This window comes from Citrobacter sp. 21OH12SH02A-Citro (assembly GCF_027919895.1).
Taxonomy (GTDB): Bacteria; Pseudomonadota; Gammaproteobacteria; order Enterobacterales; family Enterobacteriaceae; genus Citrobacter; species Citrobacter braakii.
In genome coordinates, this window is sequence record NZ_CP114801.1 from 4,837,855 (window position 1) to 4,864,066 (window position 26,212).

Here is a 26,212-nt window from a genome sequence, read left to right on the forward strand (position 1 = left end):
TTAGCCCTTCAGACCTAAACGTTCGCCCTGGTAACTGCCGTCCTGCACGGGTTTCCACCATGCCTGATTATCCAGATACCACTGCACGGTTTTGCGCATTCCACTTTCAAACGTTTCCTGCGGCATCCACCCGAGTTCACGCGCAATTTTTGAAGCGTCAATGGCGTAACGCAAATCATGGCCTGGGCGATCGTCCACAAAAGCGATCAAGTCGCGGTACTGCGCGATGCCCTGCGGTTTATGCGGAGCCAGCTCTTCCAACAGGCTGCAAACCGTTTCGACAACATCCAGGTTTTTACGCTCGTTATGGCCACCAATATTATAGGTTTCCCCAACCGTGCCCGTCGTCGCCACGCAATAGAGCGCCCTGGCGTGATCTTCTACATACAACCAGTCACGGATCTGTTGACCATTGCCATATACCGGCAACGGTTTGCCCGCCAGTGCGTTGAGGATCATCAGCGGAATCAGTTTTTCCGGGAAATGGTACGGACCATAGTTATTGGAACAGTTGGTAATCAGCGTTGGTAGACCGTAGGTACGCAGCCAGGCGCGAACCAGATGATCGCTGCTGGCTTTCGACGCGGAATAAGGGCTGCTCGGCGCATACGGCGTGGTTTCGGTGAAGAAATCATCTGTGGAATGGAGATCGCCATACACCTCGTCAGTCGAGATATGGTGGAAACGAAACGCCAATTTTTCCTCGCTGGCTAATGTACTCCAGTAAGCGCGCGCTGCTTCCAACAGCGTGTAGGTTCCCACAATGTTGGTTTCGATAAAGGCGGCCGGACCATCAATTGAACGATCGACATGGCTTTCTGCAGCCAGATGCATCACGCAGTCCGGCTGATATTGTTGAAACACCTTGTCGAGCGATGCCCGATCGCAAATATCCACTTTCTCAAAGGCAAAACGGGAATTCTGCGCAACCGGCTCCAGTGACATCAGGTTTCCGGCGTAGGTCAGCTTATCGACCACAACCACCGCATCCTCGGTATCATGAATGATGTGTCGCACAACCGCCGAGCCGATAAATCCCGCTCCACCGGTAACCAGAATTCGTTTCATTAGCGCCAGACCCCTTTGGTATCAACGATGTACTGCTGTTGAACCGCATCGCCTTTGATGGCTTTAAATTCATTATGGTCAACCAACATGACCAACACATCAGCACGTGCCAGAGCATCGTCCAGCGTCGCCAGTTGGCAAATACCATCCAGTTTTTTCGGCAGTTGATGGATGTTCGGTTCCACCACCAGCATTTCGCCTTTGTGCCATTGCGCAATATTCTGCGCAATTCCCATCGCCGGGCTTTCACGCAAATCGTCAATATTGGGTTTGAATGCCAGACCAAAACAGGCAATTTTCACTTCGCTAGCCCGTTTGTTGGTATCCGCCAGACAGTCGGCTACGGCAGCCTTTACCCGATCGACCACCCAATGCGGTTTACCATCGTTTACCTCACGCGCGGTGCGGATCAATTTCGCCTGCTGCGGGTTCTGCGCCACGATAAACCACGGATCGACCGCGATACAGTGTCCACCTACGCCAGGGCCGGGCTGCAAAATATTCACGCGTGGATGGCGGTTTGCCAGGCGAATCAGTTCCCAGACGTTGATCCCCTGATCGGCGCAAATCAGCGACAGTTCATTGGCGAAGGCGATATTGACATCGCGAAAGCTATTTTCCGTCAGCTTACACATTTCTGCGGTGCGGGCGTTGGTTACCACACATTCGCCTTCGAGAAAGATGTTGTACAACTCGCTGGCGCGCGCGGAACAGACGGAGGTCATTCCTCCAATCACCCGATCGTTTTTAATCAGTTCGACCATTACCTGACCCGGCAGTACGCGCTCTGGGCAATAAGCAATGTTAACGTCCGCCTGTTCACCGACCTGCTGCGGGAAAGTCAGGTCAGCCCGCATTTCTGCAAGCCATGCGGCCATCTGTTCAGTTGCCCCGACAGGTGAAGTGGATTCCAGAATCACCAATGCGCCTTTTTTCAAAACTGGCGCAATAGATTTCGCCGCGGCTTCTACGTAGACCATATCGGGTTCATGATCTCCCTTAAAGGGGGTAGGCACCGCAATCAGATACGCATCAGCATCTACGGGTGTCGCGCTCGCACGTAAAAAACCATTTTCGACCGCCGTTTTCACCACCGCACCCAGATCGGGCTCAACGATGTGAATTTCGCCGCGATTAATGGTATCCACCGCATGTTGATTTATATCTACGCCAATTACGTGTTTTTGACGGGAAGCAAAGGCAGCCGCCGTTGGCAGTCCGATATAACCCAACCCAATGACAGAAATGGTCGTAAAACTCATAGCGATATCCGATTATTTTTTAATGCATCTAAAATGCGGTCACATGCCAGCCCGTCTCCATACGGATTATGGGCGCGGCTCATGATCTGATATTCATTGTCGTCATGCAGCAAACGCGTGACTTCTTCAACAATCCGCTGTGGGTCTGTACCTACCAGGCGTACAGTCCCTGCGGTAATAGCTTCCGGGCGCTCCGTTGTTTCACGCATCACCAGCACAGGTTTCCCCAGAGACGGCGCTTCTTCCTGAATCCCGCCGGAATCAGTAAGGATCAGCCAGGCGTGATTCATCAGCCATACGAATGGCAGGTAGTCCTGCGGTTCAATCAACACCACATTTTCAACGTGACCCAGGATGCGATTGACCGGCTCACTGACGTTAGGGTTCAGGTGTACCGGATAGACAATCTGCACATTTTGGTTAGACGCGGCTATTTCCGCCAGGGCATGACAGATTTGCTCAAAACCGCGACCGAAGCTTTCCCGACGATGACCGGTCACCAGGATCATCTTTTTATCAGCATCCAGGAAAGGATAACGTTCGGCCAGATCCGCACGCAGCGTCTCATTTCCCAGTACGCGATCCCGAACCCAGATCAACGCGTCAATAACCGTATTACCCGTGACGAAAATACGATCATCAGGGATAGCTTCTCGTAACAGATTTTGGCGCGAGTTTTCTGTTGGGGCAAAATGATACATTGCCAGACGCCCGGTCAGCGTACGATTAGCCTCTTCCGGCCATGGTGAATAGAGATCGCCTGTACGTAAACCAGCCTCTACATGCCCCACCGGGATGCGCTGATAGAACGCGGCCAGACTGGTAGCAATCGTGGTTGTGGTATCACCATGAACCAACACCACATCGGGTTTGAATTCAGCCAAAATAGGCTTTAACCCTTCCAGGATGCGGCAGGTTATTTCTGTTAGTCCCTGACCTGGCTGCATAATATTGAGATCGTAGTCAGGTACAATGGAAAAAAGATTCAACACCTGATCGAGCATCTCCCGATGCTGCGCCGTAACGCAAACTTTCGCCTCAAAATCAGGATCTTTTTCCAGCGCATGAACCAGAGGAGCCATCTTAATGGCCTCCGGTCGCGTACCAAATACAGTCAGTACTTTCACATCGATTCTCTTCGGATTGGCAGTGAGGGCCCAGCCCCTCACTGCAACGGCATTGCTAAATCGTACGGCGACGGGTTAACGCGACACCAGCACCGATCAGAGCCCCAACGATACCCCACATAATCATCAGGAAGGCGCGACGAGGGCTGTCACGTTTTACCGGCTCTTCCGGCGTTCTCAAATAACGATAGGTCTGAAAACGCGGATCTAAAGTTGGTCCAACGTTCAGGGTGTTCAGCATTGCCCTGTTCTGGAAATAGTCCAGATCGAAATCCGGACCAATTGACTGCAGATTCTCAAGTCGCGCCTGCAACATAGGACGTCCGAGTAAGAACAATTCTGAATCCGGTAATTCATCAGCTGGAACATCTGTGGAAGTACGCGAAATATTATGCTGCTCAGCAATTTTAAGCGCTTGTTCAATGCTGTGGACGCGGCGAGAGAAAATGGATTTTGCCACTTCTTCCTGACGTTTGACCTGCGCTTTCATCTGCACAGTGCGTGCGGCCCATGCGCCTTTTAACTCATCATTCAGATGACGTGCCGCGCGTTGGCTGGCAAACGCGACGTACTGGCGCAGCAAATTGTTGGCATCAGGAGCCGTCTCGGCAATCAGCTTCACGCTGTCATTGGTATTACGTAGCGCATCGCCAGGTAAAAACTGAATGTTATTGATCAGTTCATCCAGCATCGCCGCATCGGCTTTACTATTACCGACCATACGCTGCTTATAGTAATCAGTCTGCTGCCAGAATTCTCGGCGTGTATCCCAAGAGGCAAGCTGCATAATGAATTCTTTATAGGCCTCATCCATTACTGACGGTTGGTCCGTGGACGCAAGACTGGCCTTAATATCCAGGTTGCGTAAAAACTGTTGTTGAGAGTAAAAGCCACCCAACATATTGACCGTTGGCCTGTCAGTAATCGCCGTGGCGCTCCACTCCTGACGCGCAAAAAACGTATAGGCGAGGGCCGCTATCGCGAAGGCGAGAGCCATACCGACGATCCACACCTTCCCTGACCACAAGGTACGAAACAACCCACGGATATCCAGTTCATTTTCAGCGCTCACGGCGTCTTCCCCCGGTAATGGTTGTCTCATCGCATCCTCAATTTACTTGGTTAAGTTTGGTTTGCCTTCACGAATTCTTCGCAATCTGCGCTTCACTCGCTTGATAAATCTCGCTACCTTCCAGGCACGCTTGATACAGTAACCGTAGAGGCCAAAGGCCAGTAAAAAAAGCAACAACATGGCCCATTCAGGGACTAAGCGAAAATATTCAGCCAACACGCCGATAGACGCCAGTACCGCCGCAGCCAGCGTAATCAGAACAAATGCTTGTCGGGAAGTAAACCCTGCCCGCATCACCAAATGATGTATGTGTTGACGATCCGCGGAGAAAGGGCTCATGCCTTTTCGCAAACGTCGGTACATGATTGCCACCATATCCATCAATGGAATGGCAATAATCCACAGTGCAGTTACCGGGCTAATGGGGTGAGTTTTGCCCTGCGTAGTCTCCAGCAGGATCCAAATAATGGTGAAGCCAATCAGTGTACTGCCCGCGTCACCCATAAAAACTTTATAGCGACGTCCAAGGATGCCCAGATTTAGCAGGATATAAGGCAGAATGGCGGCGATCATGGCAAAACACCAGATAGCCAGACTCGTCTGACCATCAAACCACAAAATGAATCCCATCGCCGCAAATGAAACGCTGGACAACCCACCTAGCAGACCATCAATCCCATCCACCATATTGAAGGCGTTTATTGCCGCCCAGACGGCAAACAGCGTGAGTAAATAGCCGAACGGACCGAGCACCATCTCCCAGGGGCCAAAAATATACCCAAGGCTAAGAAGATAGAGTTTGCCAACCGACATCATAATAATGCCGATCGCGGCCTGGATAATCGCACGGATTTTTACACTGATATCAAAGCGATCGTCTAACGCGCCGACCAAAACTAATACACCAGCACAGGCCAGAAAGAGAGAAGCATGCGGGATGTAGTAGTCAGCAATGGCAAACGTAAAACATACACCTGCGTAAGCCGAAATCCCTCCAACCAACGGAATCAATCCCTGATGCCGTTTACGGAAGTTGGGTTTATCCACTAAACCAATCTTTTTTGCGACCTTGCGGGCAAAGAAAAGAAACAGTGTTGTGAATAAGAAAATACTGATGAGATCAGTGCTTACTGTCAGTAAATTCACAATGCATGCTCTCAGAGAATATTAATAGCAGAAGTATAACCACGAAGACCTATATTCAGAAGGGAAACCCGACTTCATACCCAATGGTTTTGTATAATTATCAACCACAAGAAACAGATTACGAATCTTTTTCTACTTGTTGGTACTTCATACCGTATTATCGTTATTGTGTCGTTAAGATTACAGCCACAAAAGCAAAACGCCACGTAAAAACGTGGCGTTTTCGGATGAGACCTGAATTACGAACGCTTCATCATGTCGAAGAAGTCGTCGTTAGTCTTGGTCATCGCCAGCTTGTTAATGAGGAATTCCATGGCATCAATTTCACCCATCGGATGGATGATTTTGCGCAGGATCCACATTTTCTGCAGCTCTTCCTGGGTGGTGAGCAGCTCTTCTTTACGGGTACCGGAACGGTTGTAGTCGATAGCCGGGAAGACGCGTTTTTCAGCAATCTTACGAGAGAGATGCAGTTCCATGTTGCCGGTACCTTTAAACTCTTCGTAGATAACTTCATCCATTTTAGAGCCAGTATCGATCAGCGCAGTCGCGATGATGGTCAGGCTACCGCCCTCTTCCACGTTACGCGCCGCACCGAAGAAACGCTTCGGACGATGCAAAGCGTTGGCATCAACACCACCGGTCAAAACTTTACCGGAAGCCGGAACCACGGTGTTGTAAGCACGCGCCAGACGGGTGATGGAATCGAGCAGAATGATAACGTCTTTCTTGTGTTCAACCAGACGTTTCGCCTTCTCGATAACCATTTCCGCAACCTGAACGTGGCGGGAGGCTGGTTCGTCAAAGGTAGACGCAACCACTTCACCTTTCACCAGACGCTGCATCTCGGTAACTTCTTCCGGACGTTCGTCAATCAGCAGCACCATCAGCACGCAGTCCGGATGGTTGTAAGCAATGCTCTGCGCGATGTTCTGCAGCAGCATGGTTTTACCTGCTTTCGGCGGAGCAACAATCAGACCACGTTGGCCACGACCGATCGGTGATGCCAGATCCAGTACACGCGCCGTTAAGTCTTCAGTAGAACCGTTACCACGTTCCATACGCAGACGAGAGTTTGCGTGCAGCGGTGTTAAGTTCTCAAAGAGGATTTTGTTACGGGCGTTTTCTGGTTTGTCGTAGTTAACTTCGTTAACTTTCAACAGCGCAAAGTAGCGTTCACCTTCTTTCGGCGGGCGAATCTTACCAGAGATGGTATCACCAGTGCGGAGGTTGAAACGGCGGATTTGGCTGGGAGAAACGTAGATGTCATCAGGACCGGCGAGGTAGGAGCTGTCTGCAGAGCGGAGGAAACCAAATCCATCCTGCAATATCTCCAGCACACCGTCACCAAAGATATCTTCGCCACTCTTTGCGTGCTGCTTCAGGATGGCAAAAATAATGTCCTGCTTGCGCATACGAGCCAGGTTTTCAAGGCCCATATTTTCGCCGAGAGTGATCAGCTCAGAAACCGGCGTATTCTTTAATTCGGTAAGATTCATAATGGTGTGAGTTCTTAAACTTGGGGTAAATCTCGAACTTAATGTTGTGAATGGTATGGCAGGGTCATCCATGCCTGTTTACGGCCATCAACTCATGTCTGTTCGCTGTCTGGTCACAGGAAAGTACGCAGAACTGAAACGACAAGACGGATTGAGTGACAAGCCAGGAATCTGTCCACTTCTCGCGCGAGAAACAACGGGAAGTATTGGATATAACTAGATTCAAACTTAATAAGGTATGTTTAATACGAAGTCAACACTAACTTAGCACGACTCAAGTCGGGCGTCCAGTCATCCGAATCATTTCGAAGTATGGTCGCCCGATCATGAGACTTCCTTACGCTAAATTAGCGTCGAGGAATTCTTTCAACTGACCTTTGGATAGTGCGCCGACTTTAGTCGCCGCAACTTCGCCGTTTTTAAACAGCAGCAGGGTCGGGATGCCACGGATACCATACTTCGGCGCGGTGCCTGGGTTTTGGTCAATGTTCAGTTTAGCAACCGTCAATTTGCCCTGATATTCGTCAGCGATTTCATCCAGAATTGGAGCGATCATTTTGCACGGACCGCACCACTCTGCCCAGAAATCAACGAGGATAGCTCCGTCCGCTTTGAGTACATCCGTGTCAAAACTGTCGTCAGTCAGGTGAATAATTTTATCGCTCATATTAACTCCACAGGAATAAGCCTGGTGCGTTGGTGTACTCTTAATCAACGACGTGTTGATGTAGCATTAACCAACTAAAGGTTGACTTTATTTCACCGGATACGCTTTCGTAAAGCAATAGTAAGCTGATATTCTACCACACTATGAGCAAAACACATTTAACAGAACAGAAGTTTTCCGACTTCGCCCTGCACCCAAAGGTGATAGAAGCCCTTGAAAATAAAGGCTTTCATAACTGCACGCCCATTCAGGCCCTCGCGCTGCCGCTAACGCTGGCAGGTCGTGATGTTGCAGGGCAGGCGCAAACCGGTACCGGAAAAACGATGGCGTTCCTGACGTCAACGTTTCATTATCTTCTCTCTCATCCCGCGATTGCCGATCGCAAGGTGAACCAACCGCGTGCGTTAATTATGGCGCCAACGCGTGAGTTAGCCGTGCAGATCCACGCTGACGCCGAGCCGCTGGCACAGACCACCGGTTTGAAATTAGGCCTGGCTTATGGCGGCGACGGTTATGACAAACAGCTGAAAGTGCTGGAAAGCGGCGTCGATATTCTTATCGGCACGACCGGTCGTCTCATCGACTATGCAAAACAGAACCACATTAACCTGGGCGCGATTCAGGTCGTGGTGCTGGATGAAGCCGATCGTATGTACGATCTGGGTTTTATCAAAGATATCCGTTGGCTGTTCCGTCGTATGCCGCCAACCACCCAACGTCTGAACATGCTGTTTTCTGCAACCCTCTCTTACCGCGTTCGCGAACTGGCGTTCGAACAGATGAATAACGCCGAGTACGTTGAAGTCGAACCGGAACAGAAGACAGGTCACCGTATTAAAGAAGAGCTCTTCTATCCTTCCAACGAAGAGAAAATGCGTTTACTGCAAACGCTGATTGAAGAAGAGTGGCCAGATCGCGCCATCGTCTTTGCTAACACCAAGCATCGTTGTGAAGATATCTGGGGTAGCCTTGCCGCTGACGGTCATCGCGTCGGTCTGTTGACCGGTGACGTGGCGCAGAAAAAACGTCTGCGTATCCTTGATGAGTTCACCCGTGGCGATCTCGACATTCTCGTTGCGACGGATGTCGCCGCGCGTGGTCTGCATATCCCAGCCGTAACGCACGTATTTAACTATGACCTGCCGGATGACTGTGAAGATTACGTTCACCGTATCGGTCGTACCGGTCGCGCCGGAGCAAGCGGTCACTCTATCAGCCTGGCCTGTGAAGAATACGCGCTGAATTTACCAGCAATCGAGACCTATATCGGTCACTCGATCCCGGTCAGCAAGTACAACCCGGATGCGCTGATGACCGATCTGCCGAAGCCGTTACGCTTAACGCGTCCGCGCACAGGCAATGGCCCACGCCGTACCGGTGGTGCTCCGCGTAATCGTCGTCGTTCAGGTTAACGTTAGATATGCTCACAACCACTTCGCTGTACGCCGCAATTGATTTAGGCTCGAATAGTTTTCATATGCTGGTTGTACGCGAGGTGGCGGGAAGCATTCAGACGCTCACGCGTATTAAACGCAAGGTGCGTCTGGCCGCTGGCCTCAACAGCGACAACGTTCTTTCCGCTGAAGCTATGGAGCGCGGCTGGCAATGCCTGCGCCTGTTTGCTGAACGCCTGCAGGATATCCCTCAGCCGCAAATCCGCGTGGTCGCCACGGCAACATTACGCATCGCGGTAAACGCCGATGAGTTTATCGCCAAAGCGCAAGAGATCCTCGGCTGTCCTGTCCAGGTCATCAGCGGCGAAGAAGAAGCGCGGCTGATTTATCAAGGTGTTGCCCACACCACCGGCGGTGCCGATCAGCGTCTTGTCGTTGATATTGGCGGTGCCAGCACTGAACTGGTTACCGGCTCCGGCGCGCAAACCACCTCTCTGTTCAGCCTGTCAATGGGCTGCGTCACCTGGCTCGAAAGGTATTTCACCAATCGTAATCTGGCACAGGAAAACTTTGACGAAGCAGAGAAAGCGGCTCGCGAAGTTCTGCGCCCAGTCGCCGACAAACTGCGTTTTCATGGCTGGAAAGTTTGCGTTGGTGCCTCTGGCACCGTCCAGGCGTTACAGGAAATCATGATGGCGCAAGGCATGGATGAGCGCATTACGTTGGCCAAGCTTCAGCAGCTTAAACAGCGCGCCATTCATTGTGGTCGTCTGGAAGAGCTGGAAATAGAAGGGTTAACGCTGGAACGCGCACTGGTTTTTCCCAGCGGACTGGCCATTCTAATCGCCATTTTCACCGAACTGAATATTCAATGCATGACTCTGGCCGGCGGCGCACTACGCGAAGGTCTGGTCTACGGCATGCTGCACTTGCCAGTTGATCAGGACATTCGCAGCCGTACGCTGCGTAATATTCAGCGTCGATTTATGGTCGACACCGATCAGGCGAATCGCGTCACGCAATTGGCTGTACATTTACTCGAACAGGTGAAAGATGAGTGGCATCTTGAAGCCATTAGTCGTGAACTGCTGCAAAGTGCCTGTCAGTTGCATGAAATAGGACTGAGCGTAGAGTATAAGCAGGCGCCGCTGCATGCCGCCTGGCTGGTACGTAATCTCGATCTCCCGGGCTTTACTCCCGCGCAGAAAAAACTGTTAGCCACGCTGTTGCTCAACCAAACTAATCCGGTCGATCTCTCTTCACTCCACCAGCAAAACGCTGTGCCACCACGCATCGCAGAGCACCTTTGCCGTTTGCTACGCCTGGCGATCATTTTCGCCGCTCGCCGTCGCGACGATTTAGTGCCACATATCACCCTGCAAGCTCAGGATGAGAATCTGACGTTAACGCTACCGGAAGGCTGGCTGGAACATCATCCATTAGGTACAGAGTTAATCGATCAGGAAATACAGTGGCAAAGCTATGTCCACTGGCCGCTGGAAGTGCATTAGATGCTGGCTGCCGGATAGCGCTTACGCTTATCCGGCCTACAAAATACCTATTTCTCTTTGGCTTTCGCCATCATTGCCCGAATGTTAGCAATGCTGGCCTGCCCTTTTTGCATCCGCTCCTCGGCACTCACCACTTTACGCTCCTGTTCCCAGATAACGTCATCTTGTGGTAGTTCCAACAGGAAACGGCTCGGTTCAGGTCGTACCAGTTCACCGTACTGACGGCGCTCTTTACACAGCGTGAAGATAAGTTCTTTCTGCGCACGCGTAATCCCGACGTAAGCCAGACGACGCTCTTCGTCGATGTTATCTTCATCAATGCTGCTCTGGTGCGGCAAAAATCCTTCTTCCATTCCCACCATAAATACGTAAGGGAACTCCAGTCCTTTTGAAGCATGCAGCGTCATCAACTGCACCTGATCCAACTCCTCTTCGCTCTCTCCGCGCTCCATCATGTCGCGCAGGGTAAAGCGGGTAACGACCTGAGTCAGGGTCATTGGCTCTTCCAGCTCACTACCTTCCAGCATCTCCGTCATCCAACTGAACAGCGTGTTGACGTTTTTCATACGCATTTCGGCCGCTTTCGGGCTCGGCGAGGTTTCATACAGCCAGGATTCGTAATCAATGCCGTGGATCAGATCGCGTACGGCGGCAACCGGCTCGCGCTCCGCCAGACGTTGAATTTCACCCAGCCAGTGCGTAAAGCGGGTCAGAGAATCATATCCGCGCCCGGTTAGCGTCTGGCTAAGTCCCATATCAAAGCTAGCGGTAAACAGGCTTTTATTACGCGTCATCGCCCATTCCCCCAGCTTTTGCAGCGTGGCCGGACCGATTTCACGCTTAGGGGTGTTTACGATGCGCAAAAATGCACTGTCATCATCCGGGTTGCTGAGCACGCGCAGATAGGCCAGCAAATCTTTAATCTCCGGACGCGAGAAGAACGACGTCCCGCCGGAAATTTTGTACGGGATGCGGTTCTGCATCAGAAACTTTTCGAACACTCGCGACTGATGATTACCGCGATACAGGATGGCGTAGTCTTTATACTGCGTCTTGTTCACAAAGTGATGGGCTATCAGTTCCCCGGTCACGCGTTCTGCTTCGTGCTCTTCATTATTCGCACTCAAAACCTTCAGCTCAGCGCCGTAGCCCAGCTCAGAAAAGAGCCGTTTTTCAAAGACGTGTGGGTTGTTAGCAATAAGGATGTTCGCCGCCTTCAGGATACGCCCTGATGAGCGATAGTTTTGCTCCAGCTTCACCACCTGCAGCGCCGGAAAATCTTTGCTTAACAGTACCAGGTTCTGCGGACGTGCACCGCGCCAGGAGTAGATCGACTGATCGTCATCACCCACGACGGTAAAGCGCGCGCGTTTCCCCACCAGCAACTTCACCAACTCGTACTGGCTGGTGTTGGTATCCTGATATTCATCCACCAGCAGGTAGCGGATTCGATTTTGCCAACGCTCACGTACTTCTTCATTGCGCTGCAACAGCAGCGTGGGGAGCAGGATCAGATCGTCAAAATCAAGGACGTTACACGCCTTCATATGCGCGTCATACAGACCATAGCAGTGGGCAAAAATACGATCGCGTTCACCCTTTGCACTGGCTGCCGCCTGCGCTGGGGTCATCAGATCGTTTTTCCAGTTGGAGATCGTTGAAATCAATTGTTGAAGGATAAGCTTATCGTCTTCAATTAGCCCTTCTGTCAATTCCTTAAGCAGGGCCACCTGGTCAGTATCATCAAACAACGAGAAGTTCGACTTCATCCCCAGCGCGGCGTATTCACGCTTAATGACATCCAGTCCCAGAGTGTGGAAAGTAGAGATCATCAACCCGCGCGCTTCTTTACGACCCAACGTTTGCGCCACACGCTCTTTCATCTCGCGCGCAGCCTTATTGGTAAAGGTTACTGCCGCAATATGTCGTGCCTGATAGCCACATTCACGGATCAGATGTGCGATTTTGTTAGTGATAACACGCGTCTTACCGGAACCCGCTCCCGCCAGCACCAGGCAAGGTCCGGTGACGAATTCGACGGCTTGTTGTTGTCCGGGGTTCAAACGCATAGAGGATTGCTCAATCTGTAAACACGGGGATGTGGATTGTAGCAGAAAGTGACGCCAGGGGGATCGGTCATAGCCCATCGCCGAAGACCACGGATTACATGCTACTATTGCGCCCTGATTTATCACTCAACTCAGAGCGCAAACCATGGCAAAAACAGCATCAGCAGTGCATATCCTTGTTAAAGAAGAGAAACTGGCTCTCGATCTTCTGGAACAAATCAAAAATGGCGCCGATTTTGGTAAACTGGCGAAGAAACACTCTATCTGCCCGTCGGGCAAACGCGGCGGCGATTTAGGCGAATTCCGTCAGGGCCAGATGGTTCCGGCGTTTGATAAAGTGGTGTTCTCCTGCCCGGTGCTGGAGCCAACCGGCCCACTGCACACTCAGTTCGGTTACCACATCATTAAAGTGCTGTACCGTAACTAATAGAAAGCCCGGTGTGTTAAAACACCGGGCTTTTTTTGCCGAAAGGCGGCCTCTTAGCCAGCTACAGCAATACGTTTCATATCCGTCATATAGCCACGCAGTTTCTGGCCAACTTTCTCGATAGCATGGCCGCGAATAGCATCGTTTACGTCGCGCAGCTGCGCGTTGTCTACCGCACCTTCGGCAATCGCTTTGCCCAGATCTCCGGTTTGCAGGGTGGTCATGAACTCTTTCAGCAGCGGTACACACGCGTAAGAGAACAGGTAGTTACCGTATTCTGCGGTATCGGAAATGACAACGTTCATTTCGTACAAGCGCTTACGGGCGATGGTGTTCGCGATCAGCGGCAGTTCGTGCAGTGATTCGTAGTAAGCAGACTCTTCGATGATGCCGGAATCCACCATGGTTTCAAACGCCAGCTCAACGCCAGCCTTCACCATCGCGATCATCAGCACGCCTTTATCGAAGTACTCCTGCTCGCCAATTTTACCTTCAAACTGCGGCGCGGTTTCGAACGCGGTTTTGCCGGTCTCTTCACGCCAGGTCAGCAGTTTCTTATCGTCGTTGGCCCAGTCAGCCATCATGCCTGAAGAGAATTCGCCGGAGATGATGTCATCCATGTGTTTCTGGAACAGTGGCGCCATGATCTCTTTCAGCTGTTCGGACAGCGCATAAGCACGCAGTTTCGCTGGGTTAGACAGACGATCCATCATCAGGGTGATACCGCCCTGCTTCAGCGCTTCGGTGATGGTTTCCCAGCCAAACTGAATCAGTTTTTCGGCGTAAGCCGGGTCAGTACCCTCTTCCACCAGCTTGTCGAAGCACAGCAGAGAGCCTGCCTGCAGCATACCGCACAGGATTGTCTGCTCGCCCATCAGGTCAGATTTCACTTCCGCAACGAAGGACGATTCCAGCACGCCTGCACGGTGACCGCCAGTGGCCGCAGCCCATGCTTTGGCAATCGCCATGCCTTCGCCTTTCGGATCGTTTTCCGGGTGAACGGCGATCAGGGTTGGAACACCAAAACCACGTTTGTACTCTTCACGCACTTCGGTACCCGGACACTTCGGCGCAACCATCACCACAGTGATATCTTTACGGATCTGCTCGCCCACTTCGACGATGTTGAAACCGTGGGAGTAGCCCAGCGCCGCGCCATCTTTCATCAGCGGCTGTACGGAACGTACAACGTCGGAGTGCTGTTTGTCCGGCGTCAGGTTAACCACCAGATCTGCCTGCGGGATCAGTTCTTCATAAGTACCTACTTTGAAGCCATTTTCGGTCGCTTTGCGCCACGAAGCGCGCTTCTCAGCAATCGCTTCTTTACGCAGGGCGTAGGAGATATCCAGACCGGAGTCGCGCATGTTCAGGCCTTGGTTAAGCCCCTGAGCACCGCACCCGACGATGACCACTTTTTTACCCTGAAGGTAGCTTGCGCCATCGGCGAATTCGTCGCGACCCATAAAGCGACATTTGCCCAGCTGCGCCAGCTGCTGACGCAGGTTCAGTGTATTAAAGTAGTTAGCCATGGTGATACCTCGTGATGTTGTACTGTCTTATTGTTCGGTTCGCGTTTCAGCGAGAATGAACCCACATTACAACAGGAAATTTATTGCGGAAATTGATATATTCACAACATCACATTGCAATATCTGCAACGTAGAAAATCGGAGGCTCGTCCGTGGATTTACGCGATCTGAAAATGTTCCTGCATCTGGCGGAAAGCCGCCACTTTGGCCGCAGTGCGCGGGCGATGCACGTCAGCCCCTCCACACTCTCACGCCAGATCCAACGGCTGGAAGAAGATCTCGGCCAGGCGCTGTTTGTGCGCGATAACCGTACGGTCACGCTGACCGAAGCAGGCGAAGAGCTGCGAGTGTTTGCCCAGCAGACGCTGTTGCAGTATCAACAATTGCGCCACACCCTCGATCAGCAGGGACCGTCGTTGTCGGGCGAGCTGCATATCTTCTGCTCGGTTACCGCCGCCTACAGCCACCTGCCGCCAATTCTCGACCGCTTTCGCGCCGAGCACCCCTCGGTTGAAATTAAGCTCACCACCGGCGATGCCGCTGATGCGATGGACAAAGTGGTCACCGGAGAGGCCGATCTGGCAATAGCGGGTAAGCCAGAGACGCTGCCCGGTGCTGTGGCATTCTCGATGCTGGAGAATTTAACGGTAGTGTTGATCGCACCAGCATTGCCTTGCCCGGTACGGAATCAGGTTTCGGTCGATAAACCAGACTGGTCGACGGTGCCGTTTATCATGGCCGACCAGGGGCCGGTACGCCGCCGCATCGAACTGTGGTTCCGCCGTCACAAAATCAGCAACCCATCGATTTACGCCACGGTCGGGGGGCACGAAGCGATGGTCTCGATGGTGGCGCTGGGTTGCGGCGTGGCTCTGCTGCCGGAAGTGGTGCTGGAAAACAGCCCGGAGCCGGTACGGAATCGCGTGATGATTTTAGAACGCAGCGACGAAAAAACGCCGTTCGAGCTGGGCGTCTGCGCGCCGAAAAAACGGCTGCATGAGCCGCTCATAGACGCGTTCTGGAAGATTGTTCTGGAGCGTAAATCCGCCGAGTAGCGCCAGCGTCAGGCCTAAAATCAGTGGTAGATTCAGTATTGGCACTCCTTTTCTGTATAATGTCCCGTGCCATAATAGATGTGGGGGGCTTGTTAACCATCACGTTTAGCAAGCCAGAACAGACGGTGTCATTGCGCACTTGACAGCGAAAATACAAACTTAATTAGCCATCATTATGATAATCAAACCAAAAATTCGTGGATTCATCTGTACAACGACCCATCCGACTGGCTGCAAAGTCAATGTGGAAAAACAGATCGATTATGTGAAGAAAAACGGGAAAATCGCTAACGGCCCTTCCCGTGTGCTGGTCATCGGTGCTTCCACCGGTTACGGCCTTGCTTCCAGAATTTCCGCCGCGTTTGGCAGCGGAGCCGCCACTATCGGCGTATTTTTCGAAAAACCAGGCACGGAAACCAAGCCAGGTTCCGCGGGCTGGTATAACTCTGCAGCCTTCGATGAGGCCGCAAAACGTGAAGGTCTGTATTCCAAAAGCATCAACGGCGACGCGTTCTCCGACGAGTGTCGCGACGAAGTTATCAAACTGATCAAAGAAGACCTGGGTCAGATTGACCTGGTGGTTTATTCACTGGCATCTCCGGTACGTAAAATGCCGAAAACCGGTGAAATCGTCCGTTCTGCGCTGAAGCCAATCGGTGAGGTTTATACCTCTAAAGCGATCGATACCAACAAAGATCAGATCATAACCGCCAGCATTGAGCCGGCAACCGAAGAAGAAGTTCAGAACACCGTCACCGTTATGGGCGGCGAAGACTGGGAACTGTGGATGGGCGCGCTGAGCGAAGCAGGCGTGCTGGCTGACGGCGTGAAAACCGTTGCCTACTCCTACATCGGTACTGACCTGACCTGGCCAATCTACTGGCACGGCGCGCTGGGCAAAGCAAAAGAAGATCTCGACCGCGCGGCAGGCGCGCTGCGTAATCAACTGGCTCCGCTGAACGGTTCCGCTAACGTTGCTGTACTGAAATCCGTTATCACGCAGGCCTCTTCTGCTATTCCGGTAATGCCGCTGTACATCTCCATGGTCTTCAAGCTGATGAAAGAACAGGGCATTCATGAAGGCTGCATCGAGCAGATCAACCGTCTGATGACCACCAGCCTGTACGGCGATAAAGTGGCGCTTGATGACAACCAGCGTATCCGTATGGATGACTGGGAACTGCGTGAAGACATTCAGCAGGCATGCCGCGATCTGTGGCCGCTGATCACCACCGAAAACCTGGCGCAAAAAACGGACTATGCAGGATATAAGCAGGAATTCCTGAATCTGTTCGGTTTTGGTCTCGACGAAGTGGATTACGATGCGGATGTAAACACCGAAGTCGAATTCGAAGTCATCACGCTGTAATCTGCTGATACAGTTGCAAAAAGGGTTCATGTTTTTACATGAACCCTTTTTTAATGGCTACCGCTAACCCGCCAGGAAGAACCTGAACGCCGGGTTATGCGTTTCATCATGACAGTCATAACCCAGTTCGTTCAGTCGCGTTTCGAAATCAGGCTCGTGCTCACCCAACTCAAACGCCGCCAGTACGCGACCATAATCGGTTCCGTGACTACGATAGTGGAACAATGAAATATTCCAGTGCGTCCCCAGGGTATGCAGGAATTTGAGCAACGCCCCCGGAGATTCCGGGAATTCGAAGCTGTACAGCCGCTCCTGCAAGGGTTTCGACGGGCGCCCGCCGACCATGTAGCGCACGTGCAGCTTCGCCATTTCGTCGTCGGACAAATCCACTACGCTGTAGCCACCCTCGTTAAGCAACTGGAGGATTTCCTTACGCTCTTCCAGCCCACGGCTCAGACGGACGCCAACAAAAATACAGGCGTCTTTCGCATCAGCAAATCGGTAGTTAAACTCGGTAACCGAGCGTCCTCCCAACAGCTGGCAAAACTTCAGGAAGCTGCCCTTTTCTTCCGGAATAGTTACGGCCAGCAACGCTTCGCGCTGTTCGCCCAGCTCGCAACGTTCGGAAACATAACGTAGGCCATGGAAGTTAACGTTAGCGCCGGAAAGGATATGCGCCAGACGTTCGCCGCGAATGTTGTGCTGGGCAATGTACTTTTTCATCCCCGCCAGCGCCAGCGCACCGGAAGGTTCCGCCACCGCGCGCACATCCTCGAACAGATCTTTCATTGCCGCGCAAATAGCGTCGCTATCGACAGTGATGATGTCGTCGAGATATTCCTGGCACAAACGGAAGGTTTCGTCGCCGATACGTTTCACCGCCACGCCTTCAGCAAAGAGGCCAACACGCGGAAGATCGACCGGTTGACCGGCATCCAGCGCCGCTTTCAGGCAGGCTGAGTCTTCAGCTTCAACGGCAATCACTTTGATCTGCGGCATCAACTGTTTGATCAGCACCGCCACACCTGCCGCTAATCCGCCACCACCCACTGGCACGAATACACGATCAAGGTGGGCATCCTGCTGCAATAACTCCAGTGCCAGCGTGCCCTGCCCGGCAATCACCATCGGATGGTCGAATGGAGGAACCCAGGTAAAACCCTGCTGCTGCGACAGCTCAATCGCTTTGGCTTTGGCTTCATCAAAATTCGCGCCGTGTAACAGTACTTCACCACCGAAACCGCGAACGGCATCGACTTTGATATCAGCGGTAGCCGTAGGCATGACAATCAGCGCCTTCACGCCTAATCGCGCAGAAGAGAAAGCTACACCCTGAGCATGATTACCCGCCGATGCGGTGATTACGCCATGCGCTTTTTGCTCTTCGGTCAGACCGGCCATCATGGCATAGGCACCGCGCAGCTTGAAGCTGTGAACGGGTTGACGGTCTTCGCGCTTCACCAGGATCACGTTATCGAGGCGCGAAGAGAGTTTTTCCATTTTTTGTAGCGGTGTGACCTGCGCCGCTTCGTATACCGGCGCACGCAGCACTGCTCTGAGGTACTCGGCGCCTTCTGGAGCGCCGGACAGGGGTTGAGAATCCGCCATGGTCATTATCCCCCTAGTTTCGACTTATCGCGCACCGCACCTTTGTCGGCGCTGGTTGCCAGGCTGGCGTAAGCGCGCAGCGCAAAGGAGACCTGACGCTGACGATCTTTTGGCGTCCAGGCTTTGTCACCACGAGCTTCTTGCGCTTCACGGCGCGCAGCGATTTCCGCATCGCTCAGTTGCAGTTGAATGCCACGATTCGGGATATCGATAGCAATCATGTCGCCATCTTCGATAATTGCGATATTACCGCCGCTGGCCGCTTCAGGAGAAACGTGACCAATGGAAAGCCCCGAAGTACCGCCAGAGAAACGACCGTCGGTAATCAGCGCGCAGGCCTTACCGAGACCCATCGATTTCAGGAAGGTGGTTGGGTAGAGCATTTCCTGCATGCCTGGCCCGCCCTTCGGCCCTTCGTAGCGAATCACCACCACGTCGCCGGCAACCACTTTACCGCCGAGGATAGCTTCAACCGCATCGTCCTGGCTTTCATACACTTTGGCCGGGCCGGTGAATTTCAGGATGCTGTCATCCACACCAGCGGTTTTTACGATACAGCCGTTTTCCGCGAAGTTACCGTACAGGACTGCCAGGCCGCCGTCTTTGCTGTAAGCATGTTCCAACGAGCGAATGCAACCTTCTGCGCGGTCATCATCCAGGGTGTCCCAACGACAATCCTGCGAGAACGCCTGGGTGGTACGGATGCCAGCCGGACCTGCGCGGAACATTTTTTTCACCGCATCGTCTTTGGTCAGCATAACGTCATAACTATCGAGCGTTTGCGGCAGAGTCAGTCCCAGCACATTTTTCACGTCGCGGTTCAGTAGACCGGCGCGATCCAGCTCGCCTAAAATGCCCAGTACGCCGCCCGCGCGGTGCACGTCTTCCATATGGTATTTCTGCGTACTCGGCGCAACTTTACACAGCTGCGGGACTTTGCGGGACAACTTATCAATATCACTCATGGTGAAGTCGATTTCCGCTTCCTGCGCGGCCGCCAGCAGGTGCAGAACGGTGTTGGTGGAACCGCCCATCGCGATATCCAGCGTCATGGCGTTCTCAAACGCCGCCTTGCTGGCAATGTTGCGCGGCAGGGCTGAAGCGTCATCCTGCTCGTAGTAGCGTTTGGTCAGCTCAACGATGCGTTTACCTGCGTTGAGAAACAGCTCTTTACGGTCGGCGTGAGTCGCCAACAGCGAACCGTTACCCGGCTGCGACAGACCCAGCGCTTCGGTCAGACAGTTCATCGAGTTGGCGGTGAACATCCCGGAGCACGAGCCGCAGGTCGGACAGGCCGAACGTTCAACCTGCTCGCTCTGCGAGTCGGAGACTTTCGGGTCTGCGCCCTGAATCATCGCATCAACCAGATCAAGCTTGATGATTTGGTCAGAGAGCTTGGTTTTCCCGGCTTCCATTGGGCCGCCGGAAACAAAGATCACCGGAATATTCAGCCGCAGAGAGGCCATTAACATCCCGGGGGTGATTTTATCGCAGTTAGAGATGCAGACCATCGCATCGGCGCAGTGGGCGTTAACCATATATTCCACTGAATCGGCGATCAGCTCACGCGACGGCAGTGAATAAAGCATGCCGCCATGACCCATGGCGATACCATCATCCACGGCAATGGTGTTGAACTCTTTCGCCACGCCGCCTGAGGCTTCGATTTGTTCGGCAACCAGCTTACCGAGATCGCGCAGGTGGACGTGGCCCGGCACAAACTGGGTAAAGGAGTTCACCACAGCGATAATCGGTTTACCGAAGTCATCATCGGTCATCCCGGTGGCGCGCCACAGTGCGCGGGCACCCGCCATATTACGGCCGTGGGTGGTGGTAGCAGAACGATACTTAGGCATGCTTGATTAACTCCCGTCTGTCTTTCCCCTGCATATTTCACGCCGCAGGTGCGTTGGCTGCCTCGCTCCCCCCAGTCACCTACTAAAGTAAGCTCCTGGGGACTCGCTGCGTTGCCGTGTTCCTGCAACGTGAACTATTTTGGGGAAATATTAATTTTGTTATTGGTTTACTGAATCCAACCAGCCGTATTTATCTTCCGTTTCACCGGTGAAGAGGCCAAAGAAGGCCTGCTGGATGCGTTTGGTGACCGGACCGCAGCGGCCTTCGCCCACCTGAATACCATCGACGCTGCGTACTGGGGTGATTTCGGCCGCGGTACCGGACATGAACACTTCGTCGGCCAGGTACAGCGATTCACGAGACAGCACCTGCTCACGCACTTCGATATCGAGATCTTTCGCCAGCTTAATGATCGCGTCACGGGTGATACCCGGCAGCGCGGAAGAGGTAAATGGCGGGGTAAACAGAATGCCGTCTTTTACTTCAAACAGGTTTTCGCCCGCGCCTTCGGAGATGTAGCCATTCACATCCAGCGCAATGCCTTCCTGGTAGCCATGACGACGCGCTTCACTACCCACCAGCAGCGAAGACAGATAGTTACCACCTGCTTTAGCAGCGGTAGGAATCGTGTTCGGCGCAACGCGGTTCCAGGAAGAAACCATCGCGTCGATCCCCTGCTCCAGCGCTTCAGCACCGAGGTAAGCCCCCCATGGGAACGCGGCGATTATCACATCAGTGGTGTATCCCGCAGGCGGGTTAACGCCCATCCCTACGTCGCCAACAAACACCAGCGGACGGATATAGGCGCTGGTCAGGTTGTTTTTACGAATCACCTCACGGCAAGCTTCCATCAGCTCATCAACGCTCTGAGAAACGGGAAAACGATAGATCTTGGCTGAATCACGCAGACGCTGCATATGTTCGCGATGACGGAACACTACCGGCCCTTTGTGAGAATCGTAGCAACGGATCCCTTCAAATACAGAAGTACCGTAGTGCAGCGCGTGGGACATCACGTGGACCTTCGCGTCTTCCCAACGAATCATCTCGCCATTAGACCAAATGTAATCAGCTTTTTTCGTCGTCATTTTTCTTCCTTTTGCGCTCAGGCGCGGATTTGTTGTGATGTGGTTGTGCTCTGGCAGATAGCAACATGTGCAACATCTACCAGTTTACTTAACTGACTAAACAGTAAGTCGACCGACCGGGGACTGGCAACGGTCAATTCGATATTTATATTCTGCGCATCGCTGGCGGCTTCCATATTCATGGAGCACACCTGAAAACCACGATGGCGTACCACGCGTAAAACACGTTCTAACGTTTCCGGATTGAAACGAGCCTCAACGGCGACCTGATGTTGCATCATGATAATTTCTCCAGCATTTCTGAGTTACTGGCGCCAGGTGGCACCAGAGGCCAGACATTCTCAAGTTCGTCGATTGAGACATGAAGCAAGTATGGCCCCTCGCTGTTCAGCATGGTGTCGAGTGCCGCTTCAACCTGGTCTTTACGGGTGATGTGTTGACCAGGAATGCCGAAGGCTCTGGCCAACATGAGGAAATCGGGGTTATCGGTAAGGGTGGTTTCGCTATAACGTTCCTGGAAAAACAGCTGCTGCCATTGTCGCACCATGCCTAACCGCTGGTTGTCGAGTAAAACTATCTTCAGCGGCAACTGCTTGCGTTTTACGGTGCCCAATTCCTGTACATTCATCATGAAGGAACCGTCACCGGAGATACAGATTACCGTATCATTCGGGCGAGCAACCTGCGCGCCAACCGCTGCTGGCAGGCCAAAGCCCATCGTCCCCAGACCGCTCGACGTGATGAAGTTTTCAGGGCGAGTGTAGGTCATATGCTGTGCCGACCACATCTGATGCTGGCCAACATCCGTTGTCACTACGCTATCCGCAGGTTTGCGATCGGATAACTGCTTTAACAACAGTGGCGCATAGATAGCTTCCCCCGGATGGTCGTAGCGCCAGGTATGTTCTGCGCGCAGTTCAGCGCTGTGCTGACGCCATTCGTCAATCTTCATCAATTGCTGTAATGCTGGCAGCAGAGAATTTAAATCCCCCTGCAGCGCCACGTGGGCCTGGCGCAGTTTGTTCATTTCCGCTGGATCGATGTCCATGTGGATTACGCTGGCGTTCGGTGCGAAGGTATTCAGCTTACCAGTCACCCGGTCATCAAAACGTGCGCCAACCGCAATCAGTAAATCGCACTCTTGCACCGCGAAATTCGCGGCTTTAGTACCGTGCATTCCCAACATCCCCAAATAGTACGGGTAGTCAGCATCTACTGCGCCCAGACCTTTCAGCGTGCAGGCGACCGGCATTTGGGTTATCGCGATAAATTCACGCAGGGCCGGGACCGCCTGCGCCATACCTACGCCACCACCTACGTACAGGATGGGCTTTTGCGCCTGCGCCAGCATTTTACGTGCCTGCTCAACGTCAGCGTGCGGAAACGTCTCTACGTTTTCGACGGTCGTAAAATATGGCTCCAGCGTACCGCTGGCTAATTGGATGTCTTTCGGGATATCAACCAGAACCGGACCCGGACGACCGGAATTCGCCACGGCGAAAGCCTCAGCCATGATACGCGGCAACTCTTCGAGTGACTGTACCAGGAAGCTGTGTTTGGTGCAGGACAGAGACATCCCCAGCACGTCCACTTCCTGGAACGCATCCGTTCCGATGAAAGGTGATGCCACCTGACCGGTGATCGCCACCACTGGAACAGAATCTAACAGCGCATCGGCAAGGCCCGTGATCAGGTTAGTTGCGCCAGGGCCGGAAGTAGCGATACAAACGCCGGTTTTACCGGTCGCGCGGGCATAGCCAATCGCCGCCATTGCCGCACCCTGCTCATGTCGGCACAACAGGTGCTCTACGCCGCCGTCATACAACGCATCGTAAACCGGCATAATTGCGCCACCAGGATAACCAAAGACGGTTTGAACCCCTTGTGCACGCAACGCATGTACCACCCACTGTGCCCCATTCATAGTTACATCCCCGCCGTAAATCTTGAGAAACAGAATTTTATGCTGCCGTTCACTTTCTGCTCCTCGTGTATGTTTTTAAGGTCAAAAAAAACCCCCGGACCTTTCGGTGCGGGGGTCTTAGTTCGTTAAGGCTTGTTTTCTAAGCCTTTCCTCGTCCAAGTGCAGCCCCGCACGGTGGGATAATAATCACCACCACGCTAATCACGACCAGGCTAATCACTCGTAGAAGGGCTGTCATTTTTGTATTTTCTTGCATCTTGTTCGAAGGAATACCTAAAGAGTTACCATAGAATTTGCAAATGACACAAGATATTTTTTTATTCGTTTTTCTGACGTCGTTAACGGTTTAGATAAATACCGTTGTTTTTTATACAAAAAAATCAAAAATGAAAATATTTCACGCTTCACGCGATCCTCGGTAACCCGATCCCCAATACAAACACCATTCAAAAGCATTTGCGGGCGTCATTCCAGGCTTAATGCAAGCAATTATACGTTGCGCAAAAATACGTGAATCAGCATCTAAAAACCGTAATTATGTGAAATCTTGCCGCGATGTATTGCGACATAATACTTTTATCAGGAGGAATTATGTCACTATCGATTGTTCACACACGCGCCGCGCTAGGCGTGAATGCGCCAGCCATTACCATCGAGGTACATATCAGCAACGGCCTGCCTGGTTTAACCATGGTGGGGCTGCCCGAAACGACGGTGAAAGAGGCTCGCGATCGGGTACGCAGTGCGATTATTAATAGCGGTTATGAATTCCCGGCAAAGAAGATAACTATAAACCTCGCTCCGGCCGATCTCCCGAAAGAAGGGGGGCGATATGATTTACCTATCGCTGTTGCGCTTCTGGCCGCTTCTGAGCAGCTTACACCCAACAATCTCGACACCTACGAGCTGGTAGGTGAATTAGCGCTTACAGGCGCGCTACGCGGCGTTCCCGGCGCGATATCAAGCGCAACCGAGGCCATTCGTGCAGGCAGGCGAATTATTGTCGCAAAAGAGAATGCCGCTGAAGTTGGACTGATACACGGCGAAGGGTGCCTGATCGCCGATCACCTGCAGACCGTATGCGCATTTCTCGAAGGTAAGCATGATTTAGACAGGCCATCATCCGCAGATTTTACGCCTAACGCATTAGCTGATGATCTGAGTGATGTTATCGGCCAGGAACAGGGTAAACGCGGGCTGGAGCTTACCGCAGCAGGCGGCCACAACCTCTTGCTCATCGGCCCGCCGGGTACGGGAAAGACTATGCTAGCCAGTCGACTCAGAGGGCTACTCCCTCCACTTAGCAACGATGAAGCGCTGGAAAGTGCCGCGATACTCTGTCTGATCCATTCCGACACGATACAAAAACAGTGGAAGCAGCGCCCTTTTCGCTCGCCACATCACAGTGCTTCATTAACCGCCATGGTCGGTGGAGGCTCTATTCCTGCGCCAGGAGAGATCTCTTTAGCGCACAACGGCATACTGTTTCTGGATGAACTACCCGAGTTTGAGCGGCGCACGCTGGATGCACTGCGCGAACCCATCGAGTCCGGGCAGATCCATCTATCCCGCACCAGAGCAAAAATAACCTATCCCGCACGCTTTCAACTCATAGCTGCGATGAATCCAAGCCCGACGGGCCATTATCAGGGGAACCATAACCGCTGTACCCCAGAACAGACGCTGCGCTACCTAAATCGATTGTCAGGTCCATTTCTTGACCGCTTCGACCTCTCCCTCGAAATTCCCTTACCGCCGCCCGGTATACTCAGCCAGAACGCGATGAAAGGGGAAAATAGCGCAACGGTGAAGCAACGTGTTATGGCAGCGCGAGAGCGTCAGTATCAGCGGCAAAATAAGTTAAACGCACATCTGGACAGTCAGGATATTCATAAATACTGCCTACTGCGTAGCGACGATGCACAGTGGCTTGAAGAAACTCTCGCGCATCTCGGATTGTCTATCCGCGCCTGGCTGCGCCTGATTAAGGTCGCTCGAACGATTGCGGATATCGAACAATGTGATCACATCTCTCGCCAGCATTTACAGGAGGCCGTTGGGTACCGAGCGATAGACAGGTTACTCATTCATCTGCAGAAATTACTGACATAAAAAAAGGGCTTTCGCCCTTTTTTATTAATCATCAGATTCGGTGTAGTCTTCTGCGCCTTCCACCTGAGGTTTCCCACCCGATAAGGTGTGGAAACGTTTTGGACGCTTAATACGCGTCATGTATTTAGACCACACACGTTCAGCTTCTGTAACCGGCTCACGTTCACCACGGCATACCGCAACAAACAGTTTTTCTTCTTCAGTTACCGGCTCACGCTTGCCCAGATCCAGCTCGTTGAAAGCATAACCGTGACGCTCAAGCAGTTGTGCTTCTTTAATGGTGAAATCACCATGACGGGAGAATCCGCGGGGATAATATTTATTATCGAAATATCGATTAGTCGTCGTAAAGCTTTCCGCCATCCTGCACGCTCCTAATTCTTTGGCCGAGCTATTTATGGCGCGGAGTATTAGTTACGCTTGACAGA

Annotated in this window: 23 protein-coding genes; 6 read left to right on the forward strand and 17 right to left on the reverse strand. The window is 52.5% G+C overall.

Features of this window, described 5'->3' with window-relative positions:
• The 8 genes from rffG to trxA all read right to left on the reverse strand — a co-directional run bounded on the left by rffG (window position 1) and on the right by trxA (window position 7,841).
• The gene (gene rffG, locus O6D90_RS23265; RefSeq protein WP_016155111.1) at window positions 1-1,068 is read right to left on the reverse strand and encodes a dTDP-glucose 4,6-dehydratase; all 1,068 of its coding nucleotides are present in this window, start codon (window positions 1,066-1,068) and stop codon (window positions 1-3) included.
• Window positions 1,068-2,330 (reverse strand): UDP-N-acetyl-D-mannosamine dehydrogenase, encoded by a 1,263-nt coding sequence (gene wecC, locus O6D90_RS23270; protein WP_016157839.1) that lies wholly within the window; start codon window positions 2,328-2,330, stop codon window positions 1,068-1,070. Before wecC ends, rffG begins: the two co-directional genes overlap by 1 nt.
• Window positions 2,327-3,457: a non-hydrolyzing UDP-N-acetylglucosamine 2-epimerase gene (wecB, locus tag O6D90_RS23275; RefSeq protein WP_029139774.1), complete on the reverse strand. Its 1,131-nt coding sequence runs from the start codon at window positions 3,455-3,457 to the stop codon at window positions 2,327-2,329. The genes wecC and wecB overlap by 4 nt, the downstream gene beginning before the upstream one ends.
• A 55-nt stretch (window positions 3,458-3,512) precedes the next feature.
• The gene (gene wzzE / locus O6D90_RS23280) at window positions 3,513-4,559 is read right to left on the reverse strand and encodes an ECA polysaccharide chain length modulation protein (protein ID WP_016155108.1); all 1,047 of its coding nucleotides are present in this window, start codon (window positions 4,557-4,559) and stop codon (window positions 3,513-3,515) included.
• Between the two features lie 12 nt (window positions 4,560-4,571).
• Window positions 4,572-5,675, reverse strand: coding sequence for a UDP-N-acetylglucosamine--undecaprenyl-phosphate N-acetylglucosaminephosphotransferase (wecA, locus tag O6D90_RS23285; RefSeq protein WP_016155107.1), 1,104 nt, complete (start codon window positions 5,673-5,675; stop codon window positions 4,572-4,574).
• Window positions 5,676-5,914: 239 nt separating this feature from the next.
• Window positions 5,915-7,174, reverse strand: a complete 1,260-nt coding sequence (gene rho, locus O6D90_RS23290) for a transcription termination factor Rho (protein WP_002437993.1) — start codon at window positions 7,172-7,174, stop codon at window positions 5,915-5,917.
• Window positions 7,175-7,261: 87 nt separating this feature from the next.
• Window positions 7,262-7,381, reverse strand: a complete 120-nt coding sequence (locus O6D90_RS23295; RefSeq protein ID WP_049259789.1) for a rho operon leader peptide — start codon at window positions 7,379-7,381, stop codon at window positions 7,262-7,264.
• Window positions 7,382-7,511: 130 nt separating this feature from the next.
• Window positions 7,512-7,841 carry a thioredoxin TrxA gene (gene trxA / locus O6D90_RS23300; RefSeq protein WP_001280776.1) on the reverse strand — a complete coding sequence of 110 codons (330 nt, stop codon included), beginning with the start codon at window positions 7,839-7,841 and terminating at the stop codon, window positions 7,512-7,514.
• Window positions 7,842-7,984: 143 nt separating this feature from the next.
• Between trxA and rhlB the strand changes: the two genes are divergently transcribed.
• Both rhlB and gppA read left to right on the forward strand, forming a co-directional pair.
• On the forward strand, window positions 7,985-9,253 hold the full coding sequence (rhlB, locus tag O6D90_RS23305) for an ATP-dependent RNA helicase RhlB (RefSeq protein ID WP_003829013.1): 1,269 nt from the start codon (window positions 7,985-7,987) through the stop codon (window positions 9,251-9,253).
• A gap of 8 nt (window positions 9,254-9,261) precedes the next feature.
• Window positions 9,262-10,746, forward strand: coding sequence for a guanosine-5'-triphosphate,3'-diphosphate diphosphatase (gppA, locus tag O6D90_RS23310; protein WP_016157837.1), 1,485 nt, complete (start codon window positions 9,262-9,264; stop codon window positions 10,744-10,746).
• 47 nt (window positions 10,747-10,793) lie between these two features.
• Here the strand turns inward: gppA and rep are convergent, their stop codons facing one another.
• Complete coding sequence (rep, locus tag O6D90_RS23315; protein ID WP_016157836.1) at window positions 10,794-12,815, reverse strand: DNA helicase Rep; 2,022 nt, start codon at window positions 12,813-12,815, stop codon at window positions 10,794-10,796.
• 145 nt (window positions 12,816-12,960) lie between these two features.
• Here rep and ppiC point away from each other — a divergent pair, with 145 nt between their 5' ends.
• The gene (gene ppiC / locus O6D90_RS23320; protein ID WP_016155104.1) at window positions 12,961-13,242 is read left to right on the forward strand and encodes a peptidylprolyl isomerase PpiC; all 282 of its coding nucleotides are present in this window, start codon (window positions 12,961-12,963) and stop codon (window positions 13,240-13,242) included.
• A 53-nt stretch (window positions 13,243-13,295) separates the two neighbouring features.
• Here the strand turns inward: ppiC and ilvC are convergent, their stop codons facing one another.
• Window positions 13,296-14,771, reverse strand: a complete 1,476-nt coding sequence (ilvC, locus tag O6D90_RS23325; protein WP_016157835.1) for a ketol-acid reductoisomerase — start codon at window positions 14,769-14,771, stop codon at window positions 13,296-13,298.
• Window positions 14,772-14,923: 152 nt separating this feature from the next.
• Here ilvC and ilvY point away from each other — a divergent pair, with 152 nt between their 5' ends.
• The gene (gene ilvY, locus O6D90_RS23330) at window positions 14,924-15,826 is read left to right on the forward strand and encodes an HTH-type transcriptional activator IlvY (RefSeq protein ID WP_016155102.1); all 903 of its coding nucleotides are present in this window, start codon (window positions 14,924-14,926) and stop codon (window positions 15,824-15,826) included.
• A 175-nt stretch (window positions 15,827-16,001) separates the two neighbouring features.
• On the forward strand, window positions 16,002-17,195 hold the full coding sequence (gene fabV / locus O6D90_RS23335) for an enoyl-ACP reductase FabV (RefSeq protein WP_016155101.1): 1,194 nt from the start codon (window positions 16,002-16,004) through the stop codon (window positions 17,193-17,195).
• 63 nt (window positions 17,196-17,258) lie between these two features.
• Here the strand turns inward: fabV and ilvA are convergent, their stop codons facing one another.
• The 6 genes from ilvA to ilvL form a co-directional block, all read right to left on the reverse strand.
• Entirely contained in the window at window positions 17,259-18,803 is a 1,545-nt protein-coding gene (gene ilvA, locus O6D90_RS23340) for a threonine ammonia-lyase, biosynthetic (protein WP_016157833.1), read from the reverse strand.
• 5 nt (window positions 18,804-18,808) lie between these two features.
• The gene (gene ilvD / locus O6D90_RS23345) at window positions 18,809-20,659 is read right to left on the reverse strand and encodes a dihydroxy-acid dehydratase (protein ID WP_016157832.1); all 1,851 of its coding nucleotides are present in this window, start codon (window positions 20,657-20,659) and stop codon (window positions 18,809-18,811) included.
• Between the two features lie 159 nt (window positions 20,660-20,818).
• The gene (locus O6D90_RS23350) at window positions 20,819-21,748 is read right to left on the reverse strand and encodes a branched-chain amino acid transaminase (RefSeq protein WP_003829030.1); all 930 of its coding nucleotides are present in this window, start codon (window positions 21,746-21,748) and stop codon (window positions 20,819-20,821) included.
• Between the two features lie 17 nt (window positions 21,749-21,765).
• Window positions 21,766-22,029 carry an acetolactate synthase 2 small subunit gene (gene ilvM, locus O6D90_RS23355; protein ID WP_003018017.1) on the reverse strand — a complete coding sequence of 88 codons (264 nt, stop codon included), beginning with the start codon at window positions 22,027-22,029 and terminating at the stop codon, window positions 21,766-21,768.
• The gene (gene ilvG / locus O6D90_RS23360) at window positions 22,026-23,672 is read right to left on the reverse strand and encodes an acetolactate synthase 2 catalytic subunit (RefSeq protein WP_016157831.1); all 1,647 of its coding nucleotides are present in this window, start codon (window positions 23,670-23,672) and stop codon (window positions 22,026-22,028) included. Before ilvG ends, ilvM begins: the two co-directional genes overlap by 4 nt.
• Window positions 23,673-23,811: 139 nt before the next feature.
• The gene (ilvL, locus tag O6D90_RS23365; RefSeq protein WP_001311244.1) at window positions 23,812-23,910 is read right to left on the reverse strand and encodes an ilv operon leader peptide; all 99 of its coding nucleotides are present in this window, start codon (window positions 23,908-23,910) and stop codon (window positions 23,812-23,814) included.
• A 353-nt stretch (window positions 23,911-24,263) separates the two neighbouring features.
• Here ilvL and O6D90_RS23370 point away from each other — a divergent pair, with 353 nt between their 5' ends.
• Window positions 24,264-25,784 (forward strand): YifB family Mg chelatase-like AAA ATPase, encoded by a 1,521-nt coding sequence (locus O6D90_RS23370; protein ID WP_016157830.1) that lies wholly within the window; start codon window positions 24,264-24,266, stop codon window positions 25,782-25,784.
• A 24-nt stretch (window positions 25,785-25,808) separates the two neighbouring features.
• On the opposite strand, the gene maoP is transcribed toward O6D90_RS23370, so the two are convergent.
• The gene (gene maoP / locus O6D90_RS23375; RefSeq protein ID WP_003018025.1) at window positions 25,809-26,147 is read right to left on the reverse strand and encodes a macrodomain Ori organization protein MaoP; all 339 of its coding nucleotides are present in this window, start codon (window positions 26,145-26,147) and stop codon (window positions 25,809-25,811) included.
• Window positions 26,148-26,212: the final 65 nt, after the last annotated feature.